This is a genomic window from Glutamicibacter sp. BSL13, from assembly GCF_052928425.1.
Genome location: NZ_JAVGCZ010000026.1, coordinates 14,101 through 37,849, shown reverse-complemented (window position 1 = coordinate 37,849; position 23,749 = coordinate 14,101). Strand labels below are relative to the sequence as shown.

The window sequence follows — 23,749 nt, the reverse complement described above, 5'->3', positions numbered from 1 at the left end:
CCCGCCGCATCAACCTGGCGAAGAACCCTCCCACGGTGATCATGCTCGCCGGTCTGCAGGGTGCCGGTAAGACCACCCTGGCCGGCAAGCTGGCCAAGCACCTGAAGGCCGAAGGCCACACCCCGATGCTGGTGGCCTGCGACCTGCAGCGCCCGAACGCGGTCAAGCAGCTGCAGATCAACGGTGAGCGTGCCGGCGTGCCCGTCTACGCCCCGCATCCGGGCGTCTCCTCCGAATTCGACACCCCCACCGGTGACCCGGTGGTGGTGGCCCGCGACGGTGTAGCCGAGGCCAAGGCGAAGCTGCATGACGTGGTGATCGTTGACACCGCCGGCCGCCTGGGCGTGGACGCCGAGATGATGGCCCAGGCCGCGAACATCCGCGCCGCGATCAACCCGGATGAAGTGCTCTTTGTCATTGACGCCATGATCGGCCAGGACGCGGTGAACACCGCCCAGGCCTTCCATGAGGGCGTGGACTTCACCGGTGTGGTCCTGTCCAAGCTGGATGGTGACGCCCGCGGTGGTGCTGCCCTGTCGGTGGCCTCGGTGACCGGCAAGCCGGTCATGTTCGCCTCCACCGGCGAGAACCTGGACGACTTCGAGATCTTCCACCCGGACCGCATGGCCAGCCGCATCCTGGACATGGGCGACATCATGACGCTCATCGAGCAGGCGGAGAAGAACTGGGACCGCGGCGAAGCGGAGCGGATGGCGAAGAAGTTCGCCGACCAGGAAGACTTCACCCTGGATGACTTCCTGGCCCAGATGGCCCAGATCAAGAAGATGGGGTCCATGAAGAAGCTGCTGGGCATGATGCCCGGCACCCAGATTTCCCGTCAGCAGCTGGAGCAGTTTGACGAGCGCCAGATTGACCGGGTGGAGGCCATTGTGCGCTCCATGACCCCGCACGAGCGCAACGCACCGAAGATCATCAACGGTTCGCGCCGTGCCCGTATTGCCAAGGGCTCGGGCGTCTCGGTCTCCGAGGTCAACCAGATGCTGGAGCGCTTTACCGAAGCCCAGAAGATGATGAAGAAGATGGCCTCCGGCGGCGCCATCCCGGGCATGCCCGGTGCCGGCCGCGGCGGGGCCCGCAAGGCCAAGGGCAAGGGGAAGGGCAAGAAACAGAAGTACGGCAACCCGGCCAAGGCCGCCCAGGCTGAGCTGGAGGCCAAGAACAAGAAGGCCAACGCTCCCAAGGGTGCCGCATTCGGGCAGGGCGGGGTCCCGGAGGACTTCGACCCGTCAAGCCTGAACCTGCCGTCCGGGTTTGAGAAGTACCTGGGCAAGTAGCTTCCTGAGCTGTTCGGGGAGGCGACCAACATTGTCGGTCGCCTCCCCGAAGTGTTTTAATTCCGTTTCTGGTGCTTTACCGGGCTTGCTGAGCAGCAGAGGGCTGGTGAAGGGCAAGTAACTTCCTTGGGTGGTCGGTCTCCCGCCAGTAGCATCTTGGCATGACATCACATTCCAAGCACCTTCGTTCCCTGACTCTCATGGGCGTGGCACTCCTTGGTGCCGCCACCCTCTCCGCCTGCACCGCCGAACAGGACTCTGCCGGTAACACGGAAACCTCCAGTCAGCCTGAGGCCGACAGCTCGCGGTTGGACGCCATCAAGAAGGCCAACCAGCTCAAGGTCTGCACGACCGGAGATTACCGTCCCTTCACCTACCTGGACCCGGAGTCCGGCGAATGGAGCGGCATCGATATCGACATGGCCCAAGACCTGGCAGAGGAGTTGGGCGTGGAGGTGGAGTTCGTACAGACCTCCTGGAAGAATCTCATGCCTGACTTCCTGGAGGAGTGCGACATGGCTGTCGGCGGAGTCTCCATTTCCTTGGAGCGGGCCGAGCAGGCGTACTTCAGTGACGCGACACTGGATGAAGGCAAAACACCAATCACCTTGTGCGAGAACGTGGAGAAGTACGACACCGTCAAGGAAATCAACCAGCCCGGCGTCCGCTCCATCACCCCCATCGGTGGAACCAACGAAAAGTTCGCAGACGAGCACTATCCGGAAGGGGAGATCATCCGATTCGAGGATAACAATGCCATCTTTGACGAGATCATTGCCGGCCGTGCGGACGTGATGACCACGGACGCCTCGGAAACTCGGTGGGTGGCCCACGAGAAGCCCGAACTATGCGCGGTGCACCCGGATAAGCCATTCAACTTCTCACAGAAGGCATACATGCTCCCGCGCGGGGATGAAACCTTCCGACAGTACGTCAATCAGTGGCTGAACATGTCCAAGAATGACGGCACGCTGAAGCAAGCCGAGAAGCCCTGGTTCGGATAGCTTTCACAGTTATCGGACCCGAGGTGGGTGCCGAAGCCGCATTCGAAAAAGTGGCGTGACAACCCGGGCTGGGGCGTGGACTCTGGCGCCCGAGTTGTCACGCTCCACGGAGCCTGTTCCTAGCTGCGGCCGGCAAAAAGCGCAGGGAAGTCACTGTCCCTGAATTCCCGGGAAGACGGCGTGCCCGCACGATGCTGTGCTTCCTCGTTTTGGCGCAGTTCTACCCTGCGGATCTTGCCGGAAATGGTCTTGGGCAGATCCGAGAACTCCAGGCGCCGGATCCGCTTGTAGGGAGCCAGGTGCTTCCGGCAATAACCAAGGATCGCCTCGGCGGTCTGCGCGGTCGGGGAGTGCCCCTCGGCCAGGATCACAAAGGCCTTGGGGACCGAGAGCTTCATGTCATCGGGGGAGGGGACCACCGCCGCCTCTGCCACGGCGGGGTGTTCCAGGATCACCGATTCCAGTTCGAAGGGGCTGAGCTTGTAGTCACTGGACTTGAACACGTCATCGGCGCGGCCCACGTAGGTCAGCACCCCGTGCTCGTCCCGTTGGGCAATGTCACCGGTGTGATAGACGCCCTCGCGCATTGCCTGGATGGTGGTGGCTTCGTCTTTGAAGTAGCCCTTCATCAACCCCACGGGTGGGTTATTCAGGCGCAGACAGATCTCACCTTCCTCGGCGACCGCGCCGGTGGTGGGGTCACGCAGTTCCACGGCATATCCGGGCATGGGCCTTCCCATGGCGCCAACGGTGATGCGTTCACCCGGAGGGTTGGCAACCTGGACCGTGGTTTCGGTTTGCCCGTAGCCATCCCGGATCACCTGACCCCATGCTCGGTAGACATGGTCAATGACTTCGGCGTTCAGTGGCTCGCCCGCCGATACCAGCTTGGCTGGCGGGGTGGCCAGTTCTCCCAGGTCCGCCTGGATCAGGTATCGCCAGACCGTGGGTGGGGCGCAGAAGCTGGTGACATTCTTGGACTCCATCTGCTGCATCAGTGCCCGGGCGTCAAAGCGTTCGTAGTTGTACACGAACACAGTGGCCTCGGCGATCCATGGGGCGAAGAAGTTGGACCAGGCGTGCTTGCCCCAGCCGGGGGAGGCGACGTTGAGGTGGATGTCGCCTGGTTCCAGGCCAATCCAGTACATGGTGGCCAGGTGGCCTACGGGATACGAGGTGTGGGTGTGCTGCACCAGTTTGGCCTGGGAGGTCGTGCCGGAGGTGAAGTACAGCAGCAGGTTTTCATCCGCAGCCGTGGGGACGTCCAGCTGGAATTCGGCCGGAGCGTCTACTGACTCTCGGTAGTCCAGGATCCCCGGTCCTGGCGTTCCGTTCACCTGCACGAGCGTGTAGTTCCCCGAGACCTCACTGAATTTGGGGATCTGCTCTTCATTCGTGACGACCAAGCTCGCGTTGCCACGCTGAATCCGCTCGGCAAGGTCGCTACTTGTCAGCTGCGTGGTGGAAGGGATGATGACGGCACCTAGCTTCATGCCCGCCAGCATGACTTCCCACAACGCGATTTCGTTGCCCAGCATGACAATCATGGTCTCCGAGCGTTCGAACCCCTGATCGGAGAACCACCGCGCCACCTGTGTGGAACGCCGCGATAATTCTGCCCAGGTGTAGCTGGCGGTGCTGCCATCCGGCTCGGCCAGGATCAGCGCCGGGCTGTTGGCCCGTTGTGGGTCGCGAGCGACCTGGTCAAACCAGTCATAGGCGAAGTTGAAGTCCGTGAACTGCGGCCAGCTGAACTCCTCGCGTGCCCGCTGATAGTCCTCGCGCAAGGCGAGTAGCTGGTCTCGGGCGGCACGGAACTTGGCGGTGTTGTTCATCTGGGTCCTTTCACCTGCAGTGGCAGCCGCCGCTGTGTCATCAGCACCCGGAGCGCACTTAAATTCCAGACAAATATACTCTGGTGACCAATCTGGACGAAGTGTTGCGTCAAACTGCGGGAGGAATTTGTGTTTGAGGCCGCGTTTTGCTCAATTGTATTCCTTCCCTCTCACGCCTAGACGCCTCGGGGGATGGGGTTCATGTCGCGGGCTGGCAGCCTGCGTTCGGCTATGGGGGTGAACAGTCGCCCCGGTTACAGCGGCAATCTCCGATTTGGCTGCAAGTCATCCTTTGGGTCGACCGCGTTGTGCCGGATACTGCCCGATCTCCGCCTTGGGATACCCGCTCGAATTGGAGCCACTCATAGGATGAAGCAAAGACCCGATCCTTGGAAGGGAATCCGCCATGAGTACCCAGGAATTCAATACCGCCGCAGCCGTCTTCAATTATGACGTCTACCGCGACGACGCCCAGCAGCGGGTCTTTGAGGCCCTCAGTGCGTTTGACCTCGTCGGCTATATCGAGGCGGCAGACCGCGAGGGTGCCAGTACCTACGTCCACGCAGAACTGGCCCTGAACGAGGACGAGCAGCCGATGACGGCCAGCGCCTCCGGCAACCTGTCGGTCTCCCAGCAGGGCCTGGAGCAGCTGGCCGGGAAGCTGATGGAAGCCAGCGGTGCCGACAGGCTCAATCTTGACGGCGACTTGGCGGCCGGCACGGAACTAGAGCACCCCGAGGACGCCGGAGCCGATGACGAAATGGAGATGGAGACCGACACCGAGGAATCCTTGCAGGCGATTGCCGGTCCAAGCCTGCGCCGCAGCGATTTGGCGTTGTCCGCGATGGGGCAACCAGGCTCGTGGCTAGTGAGGCAAGACGCTTCTGGATTACTCGCGCTGCGCCGCGGCGAACCGGTGGAGATCATCCTTGGGCGCAAAATGGTTCCGGCGCTGGAAATCCTGCGCCACGATGCGGCCTACGAACTGCGATTCCACGCACGCAGGGGAGCCGTGAATGTCAACGGCAGTGTGGCCGCGCAATACTGGATGGGTCCCGCGCAGCGGGCTGTTCCCACTGTCGCGGCAGAAAGCGCCGCGGCAAAGTATCAGGCCGATTTGGCGCAGTGGCTATATGGAATTGACGAGGAGGAGCTGGCCGCCCTGGAGTCGTTGTGGCCACAGGCCGCTCGTGAGCTGCGCGCATTGTCCAACGAGCGCACCGAGGAATCCCTCCGCCAGCTGGTGGGCAACCTGGGGATGCCGTCCGAGCTGATTGATGCGGTGCGTGATGAACTGGATCCCACGGGTTTTGAATCCCTCAAGGGAGGTCTGTTCACCGGTCTCGACCAGGCCCTTGAGGAGGAGATCTCAGACGCCAAGGGAGTAAAGAGACTGATTTACCGGACCGGCTGGAGCCCTTCGGCGTTGATTGGGTCCTCACTGGTGATCCTCGCGGCCGGCACGCAACTGAACCGGTGGATGCGTCGCAAGGCCAAGCCCGGTGCAGGATGGCGCCGAACCATCATGTTCTTCTGGTACTCCGACGCCATCTACTACCTCGCCCGAGGGTTCCGGCAGGTATTGGCGAAGAGGCTCCCCAAGGCGTAGGAGCCGTACCTACCTCCGAAGGGAGAGCACACAGGAGACAAGAGCAGGCGCTGCCTGACTGACGCGAACTCGTCAGCCAGACAGCGCCTGCTCTTTGTACTACTCCTGCCTACGCATGGGCTGGTGCCGGCCGCTGGGGGAGTTAGGAGCTTTGGGACTTCACGGCCGGAAAGTCCGAGTCGCGGTATTCGACTCCGCTCATCGATTCGCCGCGATGGCGTTCCTCTTCGGCCTTGCGCAGCTCCACCCGCCGGATCTTGCCCGAGATGGTCTTGGGCAGATCCGAGAACTCCAGGCGCTTGATCCGCTTGTACGGAGCCAGGTGCTCACGGCAGTACGCCAGGATGCTTTCTGCCAGCTCCGGACCCGGGTCATGCCCGGCCGCCGGGATGACATAGGCCTTGGGTACGCTCAGGCGCAGCTCATCCGGGGCAGGCACGACCGCGGCCTCGGCCACCCCCGGGTGCTCAATCAGCACCGACTCCAGTTCGAAGGGGCTCAGCTTGTAGTCACTGGACTTGAACACGTCATCGGCGCGTCCCACATAGGTCAGCACCCCGTGCTCGTCCCGTTCGGCAATGTCACCCGTGTGGTAGAAGCCGTCACGGAACGCGTCCGCCGTCTTCTCCTCATCCCCGAAATACGAATTCATCAATCCCAGTGGGCGGGGATCAAGTTCCAGGCAGATCTCGCCAAGATCCCCCTGCTCACCGGTGGCCGGGTCCACCAACACCACGTTGTATCCGGGCATGGGACGGCCCATCGCCCCAATGGTGATGCGTTCGCCCGGAGGATTGGCAATCTGCACCGTGGTTTCGGTCTGCCCGAACCCGTCCCGAATGACCTGCCCCCAGGCCCGCTCCACCTGGCCAATGACTTCCGCGTTCAGCGGTTCACCGGCCGAGACCAGCTTTGCCGGAGGATTCTTCAGGTGCCCCAGGTCCGCCTGGATCAGCAGCCGCCACACGGTGGGCGGGGCACAGAAGCTGGACACCTGTTCGGCGTCCATCTGCTCCATCAGCGCCTTGGCATCGAAGCGGTCATAGTTGTACAGGAAGACCGTGGCTTCGGCAATCCACGGGGTGAACAGGTTGGACCAGGCGTGCTTGGCCCAGCCGGGGGAGGCCACGTTCAGGTGAACGTCCCCTGGCTCCAGGCCAATCCAGTACATCGTGCTCAGATGGCCCACGGGGTAGGAGGTGTGGGTGTGCTCCACCAGCTTCGCCCGGGACGTGGTCCCCGAGGTGAAGTACAGCAGCAGCGTTTCATCGGCCCGCGTGGGCTCATCCAGGCTGAACTCCACCGCAGCGTTCAGGGAGTCGCCATAATCCAGGACACCGGGTGTGGGGGAGCCGCTGACCTGGATCAAGGTGAAGTCGCCGGGAACCGATGTAAACTTCTCCACCTGGTCCTGGTTGGTCACCACCCAGCGGGCGTCGCCGCGTTCGACCCGGTCGGCCAGGTCCGCTGGGGTTAGTTGCACCGTGCAGGGAATCAACACCGCGCCTAGCTTGATCCCGGCCAGCATGGTCTCCCACAACTCGACCTGGTTGGTCAGCATGACAATCATCCGGTCAGAGCGGCGCACCCCCTGATCCGAAAGCCAACGGGCCAGCTGGGTGGAACGCTGGGAGAGCTCCTTCCAGGTGCGCCGGGTTGAGGTGCCATCCATCTCGTTGATGACCAGCGCCTCTTTCCCGCCGCGCTCGCCGGACGCCACCTGGTCAAACCAGTCAAAACCGAAATTGAAGTGGGTGAACCGTGGCCAGCTGAACGTGTCCCGTGCTTCCTGGTAGTTCCCTCGCAGGGAGAGCAGGTGGTCGCGGGCGGCTCGGAACTCTTCGGTGACGTTCAATGCGCTTACCTTTCGCTTGCAGGCACGAGGCTTTCGGGATCAAGGGTGACCCACATCACTGGACAATATACTTTGATGTCCAACAATTTGAAAGGGTGCCACCGGGAGACAGGGGTCTGATTAGCGCTGCTCGAAGCGGTTCAGCTTGTGGGTGCCATCGCAGAAGGGCTTGATGGCCGAGCCGCCGCAGCGGCAGAGGGCCACGGTGCCCCGCCGCGGCTCAATGACCTCACCATCGGCGTCCAGGATCTCAAAGTCCCCGCGCACCAGCAGTGGCCCGCGTGGGCACACCGTGATCTGGGTGTTCTCTTGTTTGTTCTCCTGGCTCAAGCGGCTACTCCTGCCGGTTCGCGCAAGGAGGAGTTGCCGGACTCCCAGGCGTCCAGCTGCCAGCGTCCCACCATCGCGTCCACCGCGGCGGCCGCCTGGGCGCCAAAGAAGACATCCGGTGCCAGGTCCGGCTGATCTTCCACCAGCCCGCCGGCCAGGTCGCGTCCGGCGATCTGTTCATGAACCGCGTCGGCTTCCACGTGCTCATCGAAATAGTCCGTGACCGGCGCCTCGAAGCCCAGTCTGCGGAAGCCGCGGGCATAGGCGGCGTTGGGCAGCGAGGACGTCATTTCATAAATGGCCAAATGCCCGGTGATCGCGCCGCGCAGCCGCCGATGCATTCCAAAGAGCGACATCATGTTCACCGAGGCCAGGGTGATCGCCGGTACCTGCTCAATGTAGGCGCCAAAGGTGTTCTCCAGCCCGGCGCCGTGCATGGTGGTCGCGAACAGCTCGCTGTGCATGCGGCTCAGCTGTCCGCCGCCGTACTCATCGGCCTGGATCTCCACCATGGCCGCCTTGGCCCGGCCCTCCAGCCGCGGAATCGCCCAGGTGTGCGGATCGGCCTCCTTGAGCTGGTAGACCGACTTGTGAATCAGGAACTCGCGGGCCTGCTCCAGGGTGGCGTGCCGCTGCACATACTTGGACACCGAAGGCCCCGAATCATCGGCGGCCAGTTCAAAGAGGCGTTCGGCCACGGCCTCGGCCCGGGGCTCAACCTCTGGAGCCGAACCGGCGGCCTCCCGCAGCCGGGCCTCGAAGCGTTCCTCAAGCTTCCGGCGCTGGACCAATAGGCTTGGCTCCCACTCCCAGGCGGCATCCACCTCGTCAAACCCGCGGTAGGACAGCTCATAGATGATAAAGAGGCCCAGCTGGATGTCCTCGTCGAACAGCGGGTCACTCTCGGCGACCACAGCACGGCTGACCACGTCGGCCAGGATCGCGGTATCCGCGCCGGCAGGCTGGCGCAGCACCGAGGCCAGTTCGGTGGTCAGTGGTCCACGAGGTGTTGGAAGCTTCATGGTGTTCCTTCTCTGATGCTGAATGTCGGCTACAAGCCGCTGACGTTGGCCATATCGTGGCAGTATTCTCGGCTCAAGACCAGCGCTGACAGGAAAGGCCAAGGTATGGCATCTGCAAGGCATCGCGCCGCACCCGGTTCCGGGCCAACTGGGGTCGCCAACCTGCCGCTACCCCGGTTGGAGGCCGAATACATCCTGCCGCTGAAGTGGGCGGACACCAGTGGCGATGACGAGCTCGTCTCCTACCTTGAAGAATTGTCGCAGTGGGTGGACATCACCATCGTTGACGGTTCGGCGCCGCCGGTCTTTGCAGAGCATCGGCGGCGTTTCGGGCCGCTGGCCCGGCATCTTCCGCCGGAAGGAGTGAAGCCGCCCAATGGCAAAGTGCACGGTGTTCTCACGGGGATTCGCCATGCGCGTCATGAACGGATCGTGATCGCCGATGATGATGTGCGCTATTCCAGGCAGAACCTAGGGCGCGCGCTGGATTTGCTGGAGCAGAACGATCTGGTGCGGGTGCAGAACTACTTTGACCCGCTGCCCTGGCATGCCAAATGGGATAGCGCCCGAAGCCTCATCAACCGTGCCTTCGGCTCGGATTATCCCGGGACGCTGGCGGTACGGCGGAGCCTTGTGGCGGGTGGCTACCGCGGTGATGTGTTGTTCGAGAACCTGGAGATGATCCGCACGGTGCTGGCGCGCGGAGGCACCGAAGTGCGTGCGGATGACCTGCTGGTGCGGCGCCTGCCGCCACAGACTGCCCACTTCCTGGGGCAGCGGGTGCGCCAGGCCTATGACTCCCAGGCGCAGCCGGTGCGGCTGCTGGTGGAGCTGTCATTGCTGCCTCTGCTTGCGTGTCTGGCCCGGAAACCAGCCAAGCTGTTGCTGTTCGTGGCCGGCACTGTTGTTCTTGCCGGGTGGGGGCGGCGTGGAACACAGGGTGCCTTCCCGTGGTCTACAGCGTCGTTTGCGCCGTTGTGGGTGATCGAGCGTGCCATCACGTCCTGGATAGCCTTGGGCTGGCGGTTGGCCGGCGGGGTTCCCTATGCCGGAGGGAAGCTGAAGCACGCGGCGAGCTCGCTGCGGGACCTGCGCCGGGCGCAATCCGGCTTTTAGGGCATCGGAGCGTAGCGCATAGAGCTTTCCGTATGTAACTAGCGAAAACACTACGGCCTGTCGACGAGCTCTGCTGATGCGTCGACAGGCCGGTGTTCGGTTTCGCCTAGGTGTGTTCTGGCTGAGCCAGGGCTGGAGCTGGTTTACTCAGCACGGGCGCCAGGTTTTGCCTCCGGGTGCATAGCACCGCGGTCCGGTGTAGTTGGAGGGACCGCTGCTCTTCTTCCTTGGAGCCTGGTACGTCTTCTTAGGCGTCCGCGGTGCGGTCGGTCGTTGCGCTTTTTTGTGTGGCTGCGTTTGTTGTTGCGTATTGTTTTGCTTGCTCGGCGCCGCGGCCCGGCGCCGCTCGGCGGTAGCCGCCTTTTGCTGCTCTTGCGCCTTTTTGAGCTCCGCTGCGCGTTGCTTTGCCTTCTCTGCCTTCAGCTTCTCCTCTTTTTGCTTTCGCTCGGCTTCCTTGCGCTCCTTTTCTTCCTGCTTCAGCTTCGATTCTTGAGCGCGGTGAGCCTTTTCCAGATCCTCGGCGGTCGAGATGGAGTCCGAGAGCTGTGAACGCAAACCGGCAAAACTTGAGGCAAGAAGGGCGTGCGTGACAGGACTGCGGTCCGGGGTGATGCCGTCAAGGGTCTTTTTCAGTCCGAGTCCCATTGCCACTGCGGCCGCGGCCTCGGCGGCCTGTGAGCCGGATTCTTCTATGGAGTCGCTGAGCTCTTCCGAAACCTCTTCCAAGGCCGAGGCAACTTCGTCAACCTGCGCCGGTACGGTGCACTTGATGTCCGTGCTAAAAAGCCCGACTGAGTTTTCGGAGGCTTTGTTTTGCGCAGCCAACACCTCATCGTAAAACTTGATGTTCGGCTCGAACTTCACAGCGATTCCCAGGCCGAGTGCTGCAATCTTTGCGTTGACCAAGTGCCCATCCTTGAACACGCCGGCCAGGGTTCTGCCATAGCGGTCGGTTCTCTCGACATCGTATTCGAGGTCGACCTTGTCGCCTGGGGAAAGGATCGATTTGAGGTGATCGCTGGCCTCGGAGCCGAGGCACTCCACACCCTTATTGGGGTCTACGGTTTCGGGCGTATCCACGTTGAGGAGCCGAACCCGCTGTTCGGCGCCGGCAATCTTCATATCCACGGTATCTCCGTCGATAACCCGGATTACAGTGCCCTGTGTGTCACTGTCGGCGGTCGCGGCGTATACGACGCCGGAGGTAACCAGTGTTCCGGCAACAAGGCCCGCGACCCACTTTGATTTTGTGCTCAACAAAATGTTTCTCGTTTTCTCAGAAAGTGCAAGTGATTGGGGAGAATAACTCCTCCATCAGTAAAGGGTTTTTCATTGAAAACGCCAAAACCTTCGTTCCCCGAGTTAGGCCGGACACGATGTTGTGTGAGGTAGCAGCCGATTCCAGTTATTCATTGAAGCTTCAAGTAAATTCCGGTAGGCTTGAGCCCACGAGGACCAATGATCTGTGCCGGGAAGGTGGCCGCGATGAGCGTGCGCGAAGAGAAACTATCCGATGAGTTGAGCATGAATGCCGTGCAACTCAAGGTCGGGGATATGCGGCTGATGAGCGATTACTACCAGAAGGCCCTGGGGTTGACGGTGCTGGCAGAAGACCATGACGGGCTCACGCTGGGACGCGGTTCCAGTGAACTGGTCAAGCTCCGGCACGCGCCGGGACTGCACCTGCCAGCCCGGGGAGATGCCGGGCTCTTTCACACGGCCCTGCTCTTTGAGAGCCAGGAGGACCTGGCGGCCACCGTCTACACCGCCGCCCGCTTCGACAACACCCGATTCGTGGGATCCAGCGACCACCTGGTCTCCGAGGCCTTCTACTTCACCGACCCTGAGGGCAACGGGATCGAACTGTACTGGGACCGCCCACGCGATACCTGGCGCTGGGAGCAGGGCAAGGTGGCCATGGATACCATCTACCTGGATCCCAACCAGTACCTGGAGGCGTACCTGGGGCAGGCGGCGGTCGAGCGGCAGGCGGAAGCCACCGCCGGAGTGGGGCACGTACACCTGCAAGTCGGTGATGTCTCCACCGCCCGACAGTTCTACGTCTCAACGCTCGGGTTTGATGAAACCACTGCGCTGGGGGACCAGGCCCTGTTCGTCTCGGCTGGAGGCTACCACCACCACATGGCCATGAATGTCTGGAACTCGCGGGGTGCCGGGCCGCGCCGCGACACCCTTGGACTGGGTGAGGTGCTGATCAACGTGCCCAACCAGGATGAGGTCGGCAAAATCGCCGAACGCCTGGACTTCGCGAAAATCCAGCACCACCACACCGGCGAGGAACTGCGCTTCAACGATCCCTGGAACAACCAGCTGCGCGTGGCCGTCGCGTAGATCCTGGCAACGCAAACGGGCCTGATCTCGCGATAGCAAGATCAGGCCCGTCAATCCTTAGGTGCCTGGGGTTTCGGTCGGTTCCTGCGGGGGCTGTTCCTGGATGTCCTTAAGCTGTTCGAAGGACATCATCAGGGACTTAAGTTGCGCGTACTCTTCGGTCTTGGCGTAGGCTCGCATCCGTTCGGCACCCTTTAGATCCGCATCGATGTCGGTTAGTTCATCCTTGGGCCCGATCTTGCGCTCGAAGGTGGCACTGCCGCCCTGATAGTTGAACGGCACCGCAACGGCCGGATAGCCGGCCTGCTGGTCTGGGCTGAGCTCGGTGAGTTCAATGACCGCACTGTCCGGGCTGGCGGCGTCCGCCACGAAGGTCAGGTGTGCGCCCTTCTCCTCATTCAGTGTTCCGCCATCAATCAGGACATTGTCCTTCGCTGGGGGTGGGATGGCCTCCTCGGCCCACGGGTCCGCCCCGGTGCGCAGAGTGGCCATGACCTGGCCATCGGGATTGGTGAATTCGATGCTCGCGGCCGCTTCGGGGTTGTACTGGTAGTACTCGTTGGTGATTTCCTTCATCTGCCAACCCTTGGGCAGCTTGACGCTGAAGTGGCCGTTGGCGATCTGTACCGTCTCGGAATCAACCTCGTGCTCGGTCGTGGCGCTCTGTGAGGCCTTCGGCTTTGCGGGTTCATCGGAGGTGGCCTGCGAGCAGCCGGCCAGCAGTCCCGTTGCCAACAGCATCGAGGCAAGTGTGGCTCCCGTGCGGGTCATTATGTGCATAAAGGCCTTTCGTAGAACCTGGCGTCGACCCACCGGGCGATACGCCGCTCAAAATCGGAAATGCAGCGGATCAAGCTGATCCGCTGCCATTTGTTCCGACGCTATGCCAGGCGACGACGAGTGAACCAGTTACACGAGGGGACTTCAGCGTCTTCCTAGTGAACATCCGGGCAGCATTGACGGAGAACCCATCCCTTGATGGTGCTTGCTGGCCGGGGTACAAAGGCATGTCGTTGTGGAAGTAGTGCGGGCATGCACAGGGCCACCCGTGATGGGTTGACTAGGGCCTGTTCAGTGCCACGCGCACACCGAATCCGATTAGCACGGTCCCGGTGATCCGATCCATGACGGTGACCCCCTTTTCCGTGCGCAGCCACTTGCCCGCCAGGGAAGCACCGAGAATGAGCACGGCTGCCCAGAGCATGGTGAGCAGCACATGGACCGCCGCCAGCGCCAGGCCCATCAGCAGGGCGTTGGCCCCGCTGGGGGTGAACTGGGGAATCACGGCTATGTAGAACACGCCAATTTTCGGGTTCAGCAGGTTCGTGGTCACGCCCATCCCGAAGGCCTTCCATTTGCTGGAGGCAACCGGAACCTGCACCGCGTCAACCTTCTTGCGCCGCAGGCTGCGGTAGATCATCTGGGCGCCGAGGAACACCAGATATGCGGCGCCGGCGTAGGTCAGGATTTGATAGGCCAGCTGTGAGGCCGCGAGCACCGCCGAGGCACCGGCCGCGGCAATGACACCCCACGCCAGTACGCCTGTGCAAATCCCCAGGGCAGCCACCGCGGCTTCGGCGCGGCTGCGGGCCACCGCTGAGCGCAAGATCAAGGCGGTGTCCACCCCGGGAACCAGGGTCATCAGCGCGGCCACCACGGCAAAGGAAAGCAGGGCAGAGGTAACGGTCATGGAACAAGGATAAGGGGAAGAGATGGCTGCCCTTGCCAGATCGGGGTTCGGTCCTTGAAGCCGTGCGCCCGGTTACTCCCGGCTTCTCCTAGGCGCGCTTCAGCAGGGCGGCAATGGCCTGCCCGCCACCGATGCACAACGTCACCACGGCATATTGGCCTTCCTTGCGAACCAGTTCCATGGCCGCCCGTAGCGTGAGGATCGCGCCGGTAGCTCCCACGGGATGGCCCAGCGCTATCGCTCCGCCATAGGGGTTGACCCTATCCGCCGGAAGATTCGCATCCCGAATCACCGCCAGGGCTTGTGAGGCAAACGCTTCATTCAGTTCAATGACATCAATGTCCTGCGGTGACAGGCCCGTCTCCTCAAACAACTTGCGCAGGGCAAAGGTCGGCGCATAACCCATGTACGCCGGATCCATGGCCGTGACGGTGACGTGTTCCAGGGTCGCCAGCGACGGCAGGCCGTGGGCGCGCACATAGGACTGCTTGGCCAGTACCAGGGCCGCAGCCCCGTCATTGAGGCCCGAGGAGTTTCCGGCCGTCACCGAGCCCTGTGGGTCAAAGACCGGCTTGAGGCCGGCCAGTGACTCCAGGCTCACCCCGGGGCGCGGATGCTCATCCACGTCCTGGGCTTTACTTCCCACCAGGGAGGCGTCAACGATTTCCTCGGCAAACGCCGCCCGAGCCTCCCGGCCGGTGGCCAGCTGCTGGGACCGCAGCGCAAACTCGTCCTGGTCTTCACGCGTGATTCCGTACTTGCGGGCGACATTCTCGGCGGTGGTGCCCATGTGCTTGTTGCTGAAAGGGTCGGTGAGCATGGCCAGGGTGCCATCCAATAGCTTGCGGTGTCCCAACGTCCTGCCGCGGGAGGCGGAGTAATCCAGATACGGCATGTTGGTCATGGACTCGTTGCCGCCGGCGATCACCACCTCGGTGGCGCCGAAGGCCAGTGACTGTGCGGCGCTGAACACCGCCTGCAGGCCACTGCCGCACAACCGGTTGACGTTGAACGCCGTTGTCCGCTGCGGCAGCCCGGCACCCAGGGCCACCCGGCGGGCGTTGTAGGACTCGGGCCCCACCTGGCCAATGCACCCCATGATGACCTCGTTCACGGCATCGGCGGGAATCCCGCTGCGCTGCAGCGCCCCGGAGGCCGCAGCCGCACCGAGCTCCGCGGTGGCCAGGTCCCGGTAGAAGCCATTGAACTTTCCAACCGCGGTGCGCGCCCCGGCGATGATGGCGATCCTGTCGCTGTGCTCCACGTCCAACTCCCGATCTTCAGCCCAAGGTTTTTGACAGTCTACGACAAGACCTAAGTGTCGAAGTGCGGCGTCATCAAGCGAAGTTCAACCGGTCTTGCCGAGCATGCCGCGTGAGGCCGCGCACAACCGTGCGTGAGGTGGAGCATGCCAAGTTGCCCCGCAGATAACGACTGTTTAACGATTGGTTGCCACACCCCGAATCGGTTAGGTGTCACGGTGCTAAAACTTGGAAACTGGAACTCATGACCTCGAACCATGGCCGTGTGCTGCGTGCCGCTGCAATGACCCTCACCGGACTTTTGGCCCTCAGCGGGTGTGCTGTCAGCCAGTCTTCCGCCCCGGATGACGTCAATTCGCTGCAGCAGCTGCCGGACACCACCGCCAGCAGTGAAGCCGAGGGAGGCAACACCCGGCTCACCGGACTGAACCGGGTCACCACCAGCAATGAGCGGCTGCACATGTACGCCGCGCACCTGGAGCTGAAGGATCACCCGCAGATCAGCCGGGCCACCCGGGAATCGGTCACCGCGAGCATTGACGCTTTCCTGGCTGATCACCAGGACGCCCTGGATGAGGACGTAACCGCCAAGCCAGAACTGAACATCAACTCCCAGGCTGCCTCGGCTGACCAGAGCGTGCTCGGGGTCTCGCAGCAGATCTATGAATTCGCCGGGGCCTCTGGCGCCAACAGCTACCGCACCCAATGGTTTGATGTTCAGCAGGACCGCGAAATTCCGACCAGGGAACTGTTCTCCTCGTCCGAAGCCTGGGACCACGTGCGGCAGATGCTCGCCGAGCAGGCCAACAGCAAGGCCGGCATCGATCTGGAATCCGTTACGGATCTTCCCGAGGAGGCCACCGATGACGTGCAGTTCACCACCAGCGGGGACCTGCAGGTCCAGGTGGACGAATATCTGATCGCCCCGGGGTCCGAGGGCACCATTGTGCTGCAGCTGGATGCCGGGCGCATCGACGGGCTGCTCTCGGATCTGGGCCGCGCCGCACAGGGTTCGGTGGTCGAGCATGATGCGGCGCCAACCCCGGAACCGGTTCCCGGGACATCGGAGAGCGGCTCGGCGACGCCCGAGGAAGAACAGCAGCAGAACACTCCGGCCCAGGTGCCCGAGGTCAGCCAGGTGGACTGCAGGGAAGCCAAGTGCGTGGCGCTGACCTTTGATGACGGCCCCGGTGCCAGCACCGGGTACCTGCTCGATTCGCTGAAGAAGGAAGGGGTCCCGGCCACCTTCTTCGTGGTGGGACCCAACGCCCAGGCGCGCCCGCAACTGCTGCAGCGCATGCAGGCCGAGGGGCACCAGATCGGCAATCACACCTTCTCCCACCGTTCCCTGCCCGCCCTGGCCTCCTCGGAAGTGGCCAAGGAACTGCTGCGCACCGACGAGGCCATCAGCTCGGCCACCGGGTACAGCTCAACACTGGTGCGCCCACCCTATGGCGCCCATAACAAGGACGTGGACCGGATCGTGACCTCCCCGCTGATCCTGTGGGATGTGGACACCCTGGACTGGAAGCACCGCAACACCAACAAGACCATCTCCACCGCCATGGATGAGGTGCGTCCCGGGTCAATTATCTTGATGCACGACATCCATGCCAGCACGGTGGCCGCGGTCCCAGGGCTGATCCGACAGCTCAAGGACAAGGGCTACACCCCGGTACGGGTGGACCAACTCTTCGCCCACTCAAAGCTGAGCGCCGGAAAGGCGTACTACCGAGGCGAACACCCGGCTTCCTAGTATCGGTACCTTGAAACGGGGCGCGCCGGCAGCCGGTTGAAAAGATGGGAACAACCCGTATCAACAAGGACGGCTGCTGAATCCCACTGTGTTGCCTACGGCTACGTTGTCCCTGCCGCCCGCGAACCGACGGCAGCCTTGCACGTGGGGGAGGGGAAAGAGCCCTGGAACGTGTTGCAGCCAACACGATCACGGAATTGGTTTCCCTTGCCCTGCTCTGGCATAATTGCAGGGTACTCGATTTGATGTGGCCCCTCTCTCCATGTCAGGTCCTGTCCTTAGAACCAGCCCAGTATGGCTTGCCCCACAAGCGCAGAAACCGCTGGTTCGACCATGTTGAGAAACAGGAGTGACCACAAAAGTGGCCGTTAAAATTCGTTTGAAGCGCTTCGGCAAGATGCGCGCCCCTCACTACCGTGTGATCGTCATCGACTCGCGTGCCAAGCGCGATGGCCGTGCCATCGAAGAGATCGGTGAATACCACCCGACCGAGAACCCGTCGAAGATCCGCATCGACTCGGACCGTGCCCAGTACTGGCTGTCGGTTGGCGCTCAGCCGACCGAGCAGGTGCACGCTCTGCTGAAGATCACCGGTGACTGGCAGAAGTTCAAGGGCATCGAGGGCCAGGAAGGCACCCTGAAGGTTGCCGAGCCGAAGCCCGAGTTCGTTGCCCCGCAGAAGGGTTCGGTGATCCTGCCGGAGGCCGTCACCCCGAAGGCTGACAAGCCGGCCGAGGCTGAAACCGCTGAAGCCACCGAGGCTGAGTAACCATGCTCGCAGATGCGCTTGACCATCTGGTGCGCGGCATCGTCGACGAGCCGGAGGACGTCAGGGTTGCCCTGAAATCCACCCGGCGCGGAGACCTGCTGGAAGTGCGCGTGCATCCCGAGGACCTCGGTCGCGTGATCGGGCGTCAGGGCCGCACCGCACGGGCACTGCGCACCGTGATGGCTGCGCTGGCCAACGAGCCGATCCGGGTCGATGTGATCGACACGGACCGCAACCGTTAGCCGCGAAACCTTGAAGTCTCGCGCAAGGTGACTTCACTGCAAGGGGAGTTCCCGCCCAACCAGGCGGGAACTCCCCTTGCGCTTTCCAGCCCCCAGAGCCAACCCACCATCTTTTGCTGCTGCCGCACTAGACTATTGCCCAGACAGCACCACCGGCGGCTGCGGCCCGCCCGCCGCAATCGCCCCTACAGTCACCGCCTTCCTAAGGAGAATGATCACCCCGTCATGCGCATGCAGGTTGCACGTATCGGCAAGCCCCACGGTATCCGCGGCGAAGTCACCGTCCAGGTCCTCACCGACGCCCCGGAGGAGCGCTTCGTCAAGGGCGCACAGTTCCACGTGGTCAACGGACCGGTCGAGCGGCTGACCATCCGCAGCGCCCGGTGGAACAAGGCCATCCTGCTGCTGGGCTTCGAGGAGATCGCGGACCGCAACGCCGCCGAAACGCTGCGCCAGGCCCGCCTCGAATTCGACACCGAAGACGAGCAGGAGGATGACCAGGACCAGTGGTACGAGCACGAGCTCGTGGACCTGAAGGTCATGCTGGAGGGCGAACAGGTCGGGGTCATCACCGAGATGCGCACCGGCACCGCCCAGGACCTGCTGGTCTTCAAGGGCAACGACGGTGAGGAGGTCTTCCTGCCGTTCGTTGAGGAATTCGTTCCGGAAATCGACCTGGAGGCCGGCACCATGACCATCACCCCGCCGGCCGGCCTGCTGGAGGTCAACCGCGAAGAGGGCGGGAAGGACTAGCCCATGCGCATCGATGTCATCTCGATCTTCCCGGAATACCTTGCCGCCCTGGACCTGTCGCTGATCGGCAAGGCCCGCACCCAGGGACTGCTGGATCTGAACGTCCAGGACCTGCGCGAATACACCTACGACCGCCACCACAAGGTGGATGACACCCCCTACGGCGGGGGAGCGGGCATGGTCATGAAGCCCGAGCCCTGGGGCGAGGCGCTGGATGCGGTGCTGCAGGCCCCCTCCACCTCCGAACGTCCCACGCTCATTGTCCCCTCCCCGGCCGGAGCCGTGTTCAACCAGCAGATGGCCTACGAGCTGGCCGAGGAAGAGCACCTGGTCTTCGCCTGCGGACGCTACGAGGGCATTGACGAGCGCGTCATCGAGTACGCGCACGAACACTTCAACGTCATCCCGGTATCCATCGGCGACTATGTCCTAAACGGGGGAGAGGTGGCCGTGCTGGTGATGGTCGAGGCGATCGCCCGGCTGATCCCCGGGGTCATAGGCAACCCGGAGTCGCTGGTGGAGGAATCCCACTCGGATGTGCTGCTGGAATACCCCGTCTACACCAAGCCGGCCTCCTGGCGGGGCCGCGAGGTGCCCGAGGTGCTGCTGGGCGGCAACCACGGCCGGGTCGCCCGCTTCCGGCGCGACGCGCAGATCCAGCGCACCGCAGCCCGCCGCCCGGATTTGATCACCCAACTGGATCCCAGCACGCTGAACCGCAAGGACCGCGACCAGCTGTGGCATGCCGGGTTCGCGGTGCAGGATGGGCAGGTCATTCGCAAGTCCGAGCTGGACTGGGACGCGGAGTCGTAAATCACCGTGGCCCCGCCCACGGTGCGTTGGCACCAGGGCGCAGGGTTATGGCAGAATTAACTCTTGGTGTGTTTTGTCTTGCCGCCTGCCGCAGGGGGCGTTGCAGACATGAGAAACCACCGCACCGACAAGCTAGAGCCTTGTCGGTGGCTATGACGTTTCAAGGGCATGTGCACCGCACATGCGCCTTGCCAATAAGGACAGGTGACCTGCGGCAGTTGTCCTAGGAGATGCACCAATGCATATTCTCGACGAGCTGGATTCAGCTTCACTGCGCAACGATGTTCCCGATTTCGGTCCGGGTGACACCCTGAACGTTCACGTGAACATCATCGAAGGCAAGAACTCCCGTGTCCAGGTCTTCAAGGGCTATGTCCTTGGCCGCCAGGGCCGCGGTATCGGTGAGACCTTCACCGTCCGCAAGGTTTCCTTCGGCGTGGGCATCGAGCGTACCTTCCCGGTACACGCCCCGATCATCGACAAGATCGAGGTCGTGGCCCGCGGTGACGTGCGCCGTGCCAAGCTGTACTACATGCGCGACCGCCACGGTAAGGCAGCTCGCATCCGCGAGAAGCGCGAATTCGGCACCAAGAAGTAGTCCGCATTCTTCCATGAATCGGATTGCGCGCGCCGAGCGAGCAGTCACAAAGCGCCGGACCTGGTCTTGGGTCTGGCGCTTTGTCATTGCCGCCATCATCCTGGGATTCCTGGCCACCATCACCATCAGGGCCACGCTGCTGGATGTCTACCACATCAAGTCGGTCTCCATGCAGCCCACGCTGAACCCCGGTGAATCCATCCTGGTGGACCTGCGCGCCTACGGTGAGCAGGGACCCGAACGCGGGGACATCGTGGTCTTTGACGGCCGTGGCTCCTTCCTGCCCTACCAGCGCGCCTCCTTCGCCGACACCATTTCCCGTGCCCTGCACTGGAGCGGCTCCAACTCCAGCTACGTCAAAAGAGTCATCGGCGTGGGCGGGGACACCGTCGAATGCTGCAGCCCCGATGGGCGGCTGATGGTTAACGGCCAACCCATCGATGAAGAGTACGTCATGCACGGCAATGCGCCCAGCGAACAGAAGTTCAGCGTCCAGGTGCCCGAAGGGCGGATGTGGGTGATGGGGGACCACCGCGAGAAGTCCGAAGACTCCCGCTCCCTGCTTGGCGCCAGCGGCGGGGGCATGATCCCAGTGGACCGGGTGCTGGGCGAAGTCACGGAAGTGATCTGGCCGTTGGAGAAACGCCACCCCGTCGAGTAGCGCACCGACCTTGCTGTAGGACCACCCCAGCAAGTTCCTCGCCGCGGGAAAGCAGCCGCACGCGGGCTGCACGTTTAGATGTCGTGGCTGATCAGGTCCTTATATGACGTGGCCATGAAAAAGATTTTTAAGACGCTGGCGCGGGCGGTCCCGATTCTCCCTTTACCGCTGTCCGAGCGTGCGCCACGCGTGCATCGGCATTGCCCACCGGCGAAAGAACTCATGAATGCCATGTGTCACACTGCTCTGACCTCGGGCAAATAACAGTTGGCCGATCTCTAACTGCACGGGTCGGTGGCCCAGGAAACTCGTCTAGGCCCGTGACCAGCCGGTGACTAGGGAAGAGGCGCGACTGATTGCGGAGCGATGGCAAGTTTCCTGCCTTGAAACTGATTATCTCCTGTGGATAGGGTTTCGATTTGGTAACACACCTGTGCCCTGCGTGTGATCAACAGCTGAGTTAGATCCGCCAGGTTTCGCACCAACTGGGAGAACCCTCTATGCCAAGTCCTCACCGTAAGATCGTGCAGCGTGGTGCCGTCGCTGTTGCCTCCACCGCCCTGGTGGTAGGTGGCAGCGTCCTGGCCTTTCCTGCTTCCGCAACAGAAGCACCAAACGACACCCCCGCCTCCTCATCTGCTTCTGAAGCCGCAGTCGACACGTCCGGCCTGAGCAAGGCCATTGAGCGCGATCTGAAGATGACGCCGGAGCAGTATGTGGCAGAATCCGAAGCCAATGTTCTCGCTGGCGAGCTGAAGAAGGCCTTAGCCGTGGCGAAGATTGACGCCACCGTGGTCATCGAAGAAGGCGTAGTGGTCGTCCAAGTAGCTGATGTGAATCTGGAAGCCGCGAACGGGGTGATCGCTAAGACCCAGAAAACCAAGGACATTGAAGCGGTTGCGGAAGCCACAGCGCAAAGCCCGAAGTCCACGGCGCCGAAGTCTACCGGATCAGACGAGTCTGACAATGACGACAAGGCCACGGGAGCATCGAGGACGCCAAGCGGCCCAAAACGGACCAACAAGCCCGGTCCGTCCGTCACTGCTACCGAACAAGCAGAGAACAAGGAAAAGCACGAAAACTCGGGCGAGAAGAGTGTCGTCCTCAAGTCCGGTATTCCCTCCGATCCGATGGAGACCTTCGCTGCGCTGAAGCAGAACCTGGATTCCTCGCAATTTAAGCGGCTGACTTCTGTGACCAAGACCGCCGAAGGAACGATTCGTATTCGTGCGGCGGAACCGGCCAAGACCGAGCAGCGGCGTGGGGCGCGATCTTTGGCGACCGCTGAATCAGGCACCACCCTGGAAGGTTTCGACAAGGCCGTACCGAATGTCGAGTTGGTTTACGGTGGAGACCAGCCACATGCAATGCCAGCCGCGACCGAGGACATTTATGGGGGCATGGGATACCTGGCCTTCGCTGACGGGGGGCCTGAGCCCGGTTTGTGCTCAATGGGTTTCAACGCTTGGGACAAGAACGGCGAGGACGCCATTATTACCGCCGGTCACTGCTCCTCAGACGGAGCTCTGCAGTTAACCGCCGTGGTGGAGCATTCCGCTCCAGGGCAAATCGAGGATCTTGGCGCTTTGCTCGGAACATTTGGTTTCAACCAATTCGGTCTGCCAAATAATCAGGGTGTCGACCGAATAAACCCAGTGGCTGAAAAATGGGAGCAAGGCACTGATATTGCAGTCATCGAGGACATCAATCCAGAACTTAGGCTTCACCCTGCCGTCTCAAAGTGGCCAGCTGGCAAAGATGAACGCGACGAAACACTGGCAATCACTGATTCGGGAACTGCCTCCATAGGCGCCAAAGCGTGCAGCGTCGGACGGACCACTGGCTGGTCATGTTCCCGCATTATCGAAGAAGGAATCTTCCTTGTCGGCGGGAGCGAGGACAAGGATGCAAGGGCTCGACCGGTCACGGGGTACATCGCGGAAAACCCGAATTTCTCCGTGGTAAACCAAGGAGACTCCGGCGGCGCCGTCATTGTCGGCGCCCGGGCGGTGGGCATCAACAGCGCCAACCAAGCTGGCGAGGACGGCAAGGAGTTCACCGACGACGACCTCGCGATGTACACCTCTTTGGCAGATGCCTCGGCGAAAACCCCGGTGAAGAACTACGAGATCAAACTGTTCGTAAACGCGCCGAAGGTCACTTCACCGCGCAATGGCAGCGAGATTGAACCCGGCTCCACGATCTCCGGTACCGTGGCCAAACCCGGACCCAACGCCAACGTTGAGGTTTTGGTGGACGGTGAAGTCATCGACACCGTCAAGGTCACCCGCGGTTCGTTCTCCTTCAAGGCCCCGCAGACTGAAGGAAAGTTCGCTTTCGAACTGCGGGCCAAGAGCGGCAAGTTCAACGAATCCGAGCTGACGCCTGGCAATTACACGCTGGTGGCTCCGGAACCAAGCGAGGAGCCCACGCCTACGGAAGAACCCACCGAGAGCCCATCCGAGTCGGATGAGGCCACCCGGAGTCCTTCCCCGTCGCAGTCACCGACCAAGGACTCATCGGAGGAGCCCACCAAGTCCGAGTCCCCGAAGCAAACCGAGCAACCGGAGAAAGATCCGCTGGCAGACACCGGCTCGACTTCCATGCCTGTGCTGGCCATCGCAGGCGGTCTTGGCCTGACTGGCGCCCTTTTGTTGCTGCTGCGTCGATCCAACCACCGACACGGCTAGTTTCCGGAAGTGATTCAGGAAGCCTGACGACAGTAACGATTGGGAGGTGCCCCGGTTGCTCAACCGGGGCACCTCCCATTTAACACTCACCAATCTA

21 protein-coding genes are annotated in these 23,749 nt (G+C 62.3%); 13 read left to right on the top strand and 8 right to left on the bottom strand.

Annotation, left to right across the window (positions count from 1 at the left end; translation table 11 throughout):
• Both RCJ92_RS07025 and RCJ92_RS07020 read left to right on the top strand, forming a co-directional pair.
• Nucleotides 1-1,295 (top strand): signal recognition particle protein (locus RCJ92_RS07025; RefSeq protein ID WP_446754164.1); only part of this gene is annotated, 1,295 nt, incomplete at its 5' end.
• Between the two features lie 161 nt (nt 1,296-1,456).
• On the top strand, nt 1,457-2,299 hold the full coding sequence (locus tag RCJ92_RS07020; protein WP_446754163.1) for a transporter substrate-binding domain-containing protein: 843 nt from the start codon (nt 1,457-1,459) through the stop codon (nt 2,297-2,299).
• A gap of 119 nt (nt 2,300-2,418) precedes the next feature.
• Here the strand turns inward: RCJ92_RS07020 and RCJ92_RS07015 are convergent, their stop codons facing one another.
• Entirely contained in the window at nt 2,419-4,134 is a 1,716-nt protein-coding gene (locus RCJ92_RS07015; protein WP_446754162.1) for an AMP-binding protein, read from the bottom strand.
• Nucleotides 4,135-4,540: 406 nt separating this feature from the next.
• On the opposite strand from RCJ92_RS07015, the gene RCJ92_RS07010 reads away from it, so the two are divergent.
• Nucleotides 4,541-5,743 (top strand): hypothetical protein, encoded by a 1,203-nt coding sequence (locus tag RCJ92_RS07010; protein WP_446754161.1) that lies wholly within the window; start codon nt 4,541-4,543, stop codon nt 5,741-5,743.
• Nucleotides 5,744-5,885: 142 nt separating this feature from the next.
• Here the strand turns inward: RCJ92_RS07010 and RCJ92_RS07005 are convergent, their stop codons facing one another.
• The 3 genes from RCJ92_RS07005 to RCJ92_RS06995 form a co-directional block, all read right to left on the bottom strand.
• The gene (locus RCJ92_RS07005; RefSeq protein WP_446754160.1) at nt 5,886-7,598 is read right to left on the bottom strand and encodes an AMP-binding protein; all 1,713 of its coding nucleotides are present in this window, start codon (nt 7,596-7,598) and stop codon (nt 5,886-5,888) included.
• A 120-nt stretch (nt 7,599-7,718) separates the two neighbouring features.
• The gene (locus RCJ92_RS07000) at nt 7,719-7,928 is read right to left on the bottom strand and encodes a CDGSH iron-sulfur domain-containing protein (RefSeq protein WP_054820397.1); all 210 of its coding nucleotides are present in this window, start codon (nt 7,926-7,928) and stop codon (nt 7,719-7,721) included.
• Entirely contained in the window at nt 7,925-8,950 is a 1,026-nt protein-coding gene (locus tag RCJ92_RS06995) for an iron-containing redox enzyme family protein (protein ID WP_446754159.1), read from the bottom strand. Before RCJ92_RS06995 ends, RCJ92_RS07000 begins: the two co-directional genes overlap by 4 nt.
• 15 nt (nt 8,951-8,965) lie before the next feature.
• Here RCJ92_RS06995 and RCJ92_RS06990 point away from each other — a divergent pair, with 15 nt between their 5' ends.
• Nucleotides 8,966-10,066: a glycosyltransferase gene (locus RCJ92_RS06990; RefSeq protein ID WP_446754158.1), complete on the top strand. Its 1,101-nt coding sequence runs from the start codon at nt 8,966-8,968 to the stop codon at nt 10,064-10,066.
• 147 nt (nt 10,067-10,213) lie between these two features.
• Here the strand turns inward: RCJ92_RS06990 and RCJ92_RS06985 are convergent, their stop codons facing one another.
• On the bottom strand, nt 10,214-11,323 hold the full coding sequence (locus RCJ92_RS06985) for a thermonuclease family protein (RefSeq protein WP_446754157.1): 1,110 nt from the start codon (nt 11,321-11,323) through the stop codon (nt 10,214-10,216).
• A 219-nt stretch (nt 11,324-11,542) separates the two neighbouring features.
• Here RCJ92_RS06985 and RCJ92_RS06980 point away from each other — a divergent pair, with 219 nt between their 5' ends.
• Nucleotides 11,543-12,418 carry a VOC family protein gene (locus tag RCJ92_RS06980; protein WP_425459801.1) on the top strand — a complete coding sequence of 292 codons (876 nt, stop codon included), beginning with the start codon at nt 11,543-11,545 and terminating at the stop codon, nt 12,416-12,418.
• A gap of 57 nt (nt 12,419-12,475) precedes the next feature.
• On the opposite strand, the gene RCJ92_RS06975 is transcribed toward RCJ92_RS06980, so the two are convergent.
• The 3 genes from RCJ92_RS06975 to RCJ92_RS06965 form a co-directional block, all read right to left on the bottom strand.
• Nucleotides 12,476-13,159, bottom strand: a complete 684-nt coding sequence (locus tag RCJ92_RS06975; protein ID WP_446754156.1) for a hypothetical protein — start codon at nt 13,157-13,159, stop codon at nt 12,476-12,478.
• Between the two features lie 319 nt (nt 13,160-13,478).
• A complete protein-coding gene (locus tag RCJ92_RS06970; protein WP_446754155.1) occupies nt 13,479-14,108 on the bottom strand; it encodes a LysE family translocator in 630 nt (209 codons plus the stop codon).
• A gap of 88 nt (nt 14,109-14,196) precedes the next feature.
• Nucleotides 14,197-15,372 carry a thiolase family protein gene (locus RCJ92_RS06965; RefSeq protein WP_446754154.1) on the bottom strand — a complete coding sequence of 392 codons (1,176 nt, stop codon included), beginning with the start codon at nt 15,370-15,372 and terminating at the stop codon, nt 14,197-14,199.
• Nucleotides 15,373-15,614: 242 nt separating this feature from the next.
• On the opposite strand from RCJ92_RS06965, the gene RCJ92_RS06960 reads away from it, so the two are divergent.
• From RCJ92_RS06960 to RCJ92_RS06925, 8 genes are all read left to right on the top strand, one after another.
• Entirely contained in the window at nt 15,615-17,126 is a 1,512-nt protein-coding gene (locus RCJ92_RS06960) for a polysaccharide deacetylase family protein (protein ID WP_446754153.1), read from the top strand.
• Between the two features lie 361 nt (nt 17,127-17,487).
• On the top strand, nt 17,488-17,895 hold the full coding sequence (gene rpsP / locus RCJ92_RS06955; protein WP_138178431.1) for a 30S ribosomal protein S16: 408 nt from the start codon (nt 17,488-17,490) through the stop codon (nt 17,893-17,895).
• A 2-nt stretch (nt 17,896-17,897) separates the two neighbouring features.
• Complete coding sequence (locus tag RCJ92_RS06950) at nt 17,898-18,137, top strand: RNA-binding protein (protein WP_054820390.1); 240 nt, start codon at nt 17,898-17,900, stop codon at nt 18,135-18,137.
• 225 nt (nt 18,138-18,362) lie between these two features.
• A complete protein-coding gene (gene rimM / locus RCJ92_RS06945) occupies nt 18,363-18,890 on the top strand; it encodes a ribosome maturation factor RimM (protein ID WP_446754152.1) in 528 nt (175 codons plus the stop codon).
• A gap of 3 nt (nt 18,891-18,893) precedes the next feature.
• Nucleotides 18,894-19,703 (top strand): tRNA (guanosine(37)-N1)-methyltransferase TrmD, encoded by an 810-nt coding sequence (gene trmD / locus RCJ92_RS06940; RefSeq protein WP_446754151.1) that lies wholly within the window; start codon nt 18,894-18,896, stop codon nt 19,701-19,703.
• A 238-nt stretch (nt 19,704-19,941) separates the two neighbouring features.
• Nucleotides 19,942-20,301 carry a 50S ribosomal protein L19 gene (rplS, locus tag RCJ92_RS06935; protein ID WP_446754150.1) on the top strand — a complete coding sequence of 120 codons (360 nt, stop codon included), beginning with the start codon at nt 19,942-19,944 and terminating at the stop codon, nt 20,299-20,301.
• A 13-nt stretch (nt 20,302-20,314) separates the two neighbouring features.
• Nucleotides 20,315-20,962, top strand: coding sequence for a signal peptidase I (gene lepB, locus RCJ92_RS06930; RefSeq protein WP_446754149.1), 648 nt, complete (start codon nt 20,315-20,317; stop codon nt 20,960-20,962).
• A 524-nt stretch (nt 20,963-21,486) separates the two neighbouring features.
• Nucleotides 21,487-23,652, top strand: a complete 2,166-nt coding sequence (locus RCJ92_RS06925; protein ID WP_446754148.1) for a S1 family peptidase — start codon at nt 21,487-21,489, stop codon at nt 23,650-23,652.
• The last annotated feature ends 97 nt before the right edge of the window (nt 23,653-23,749 follow it).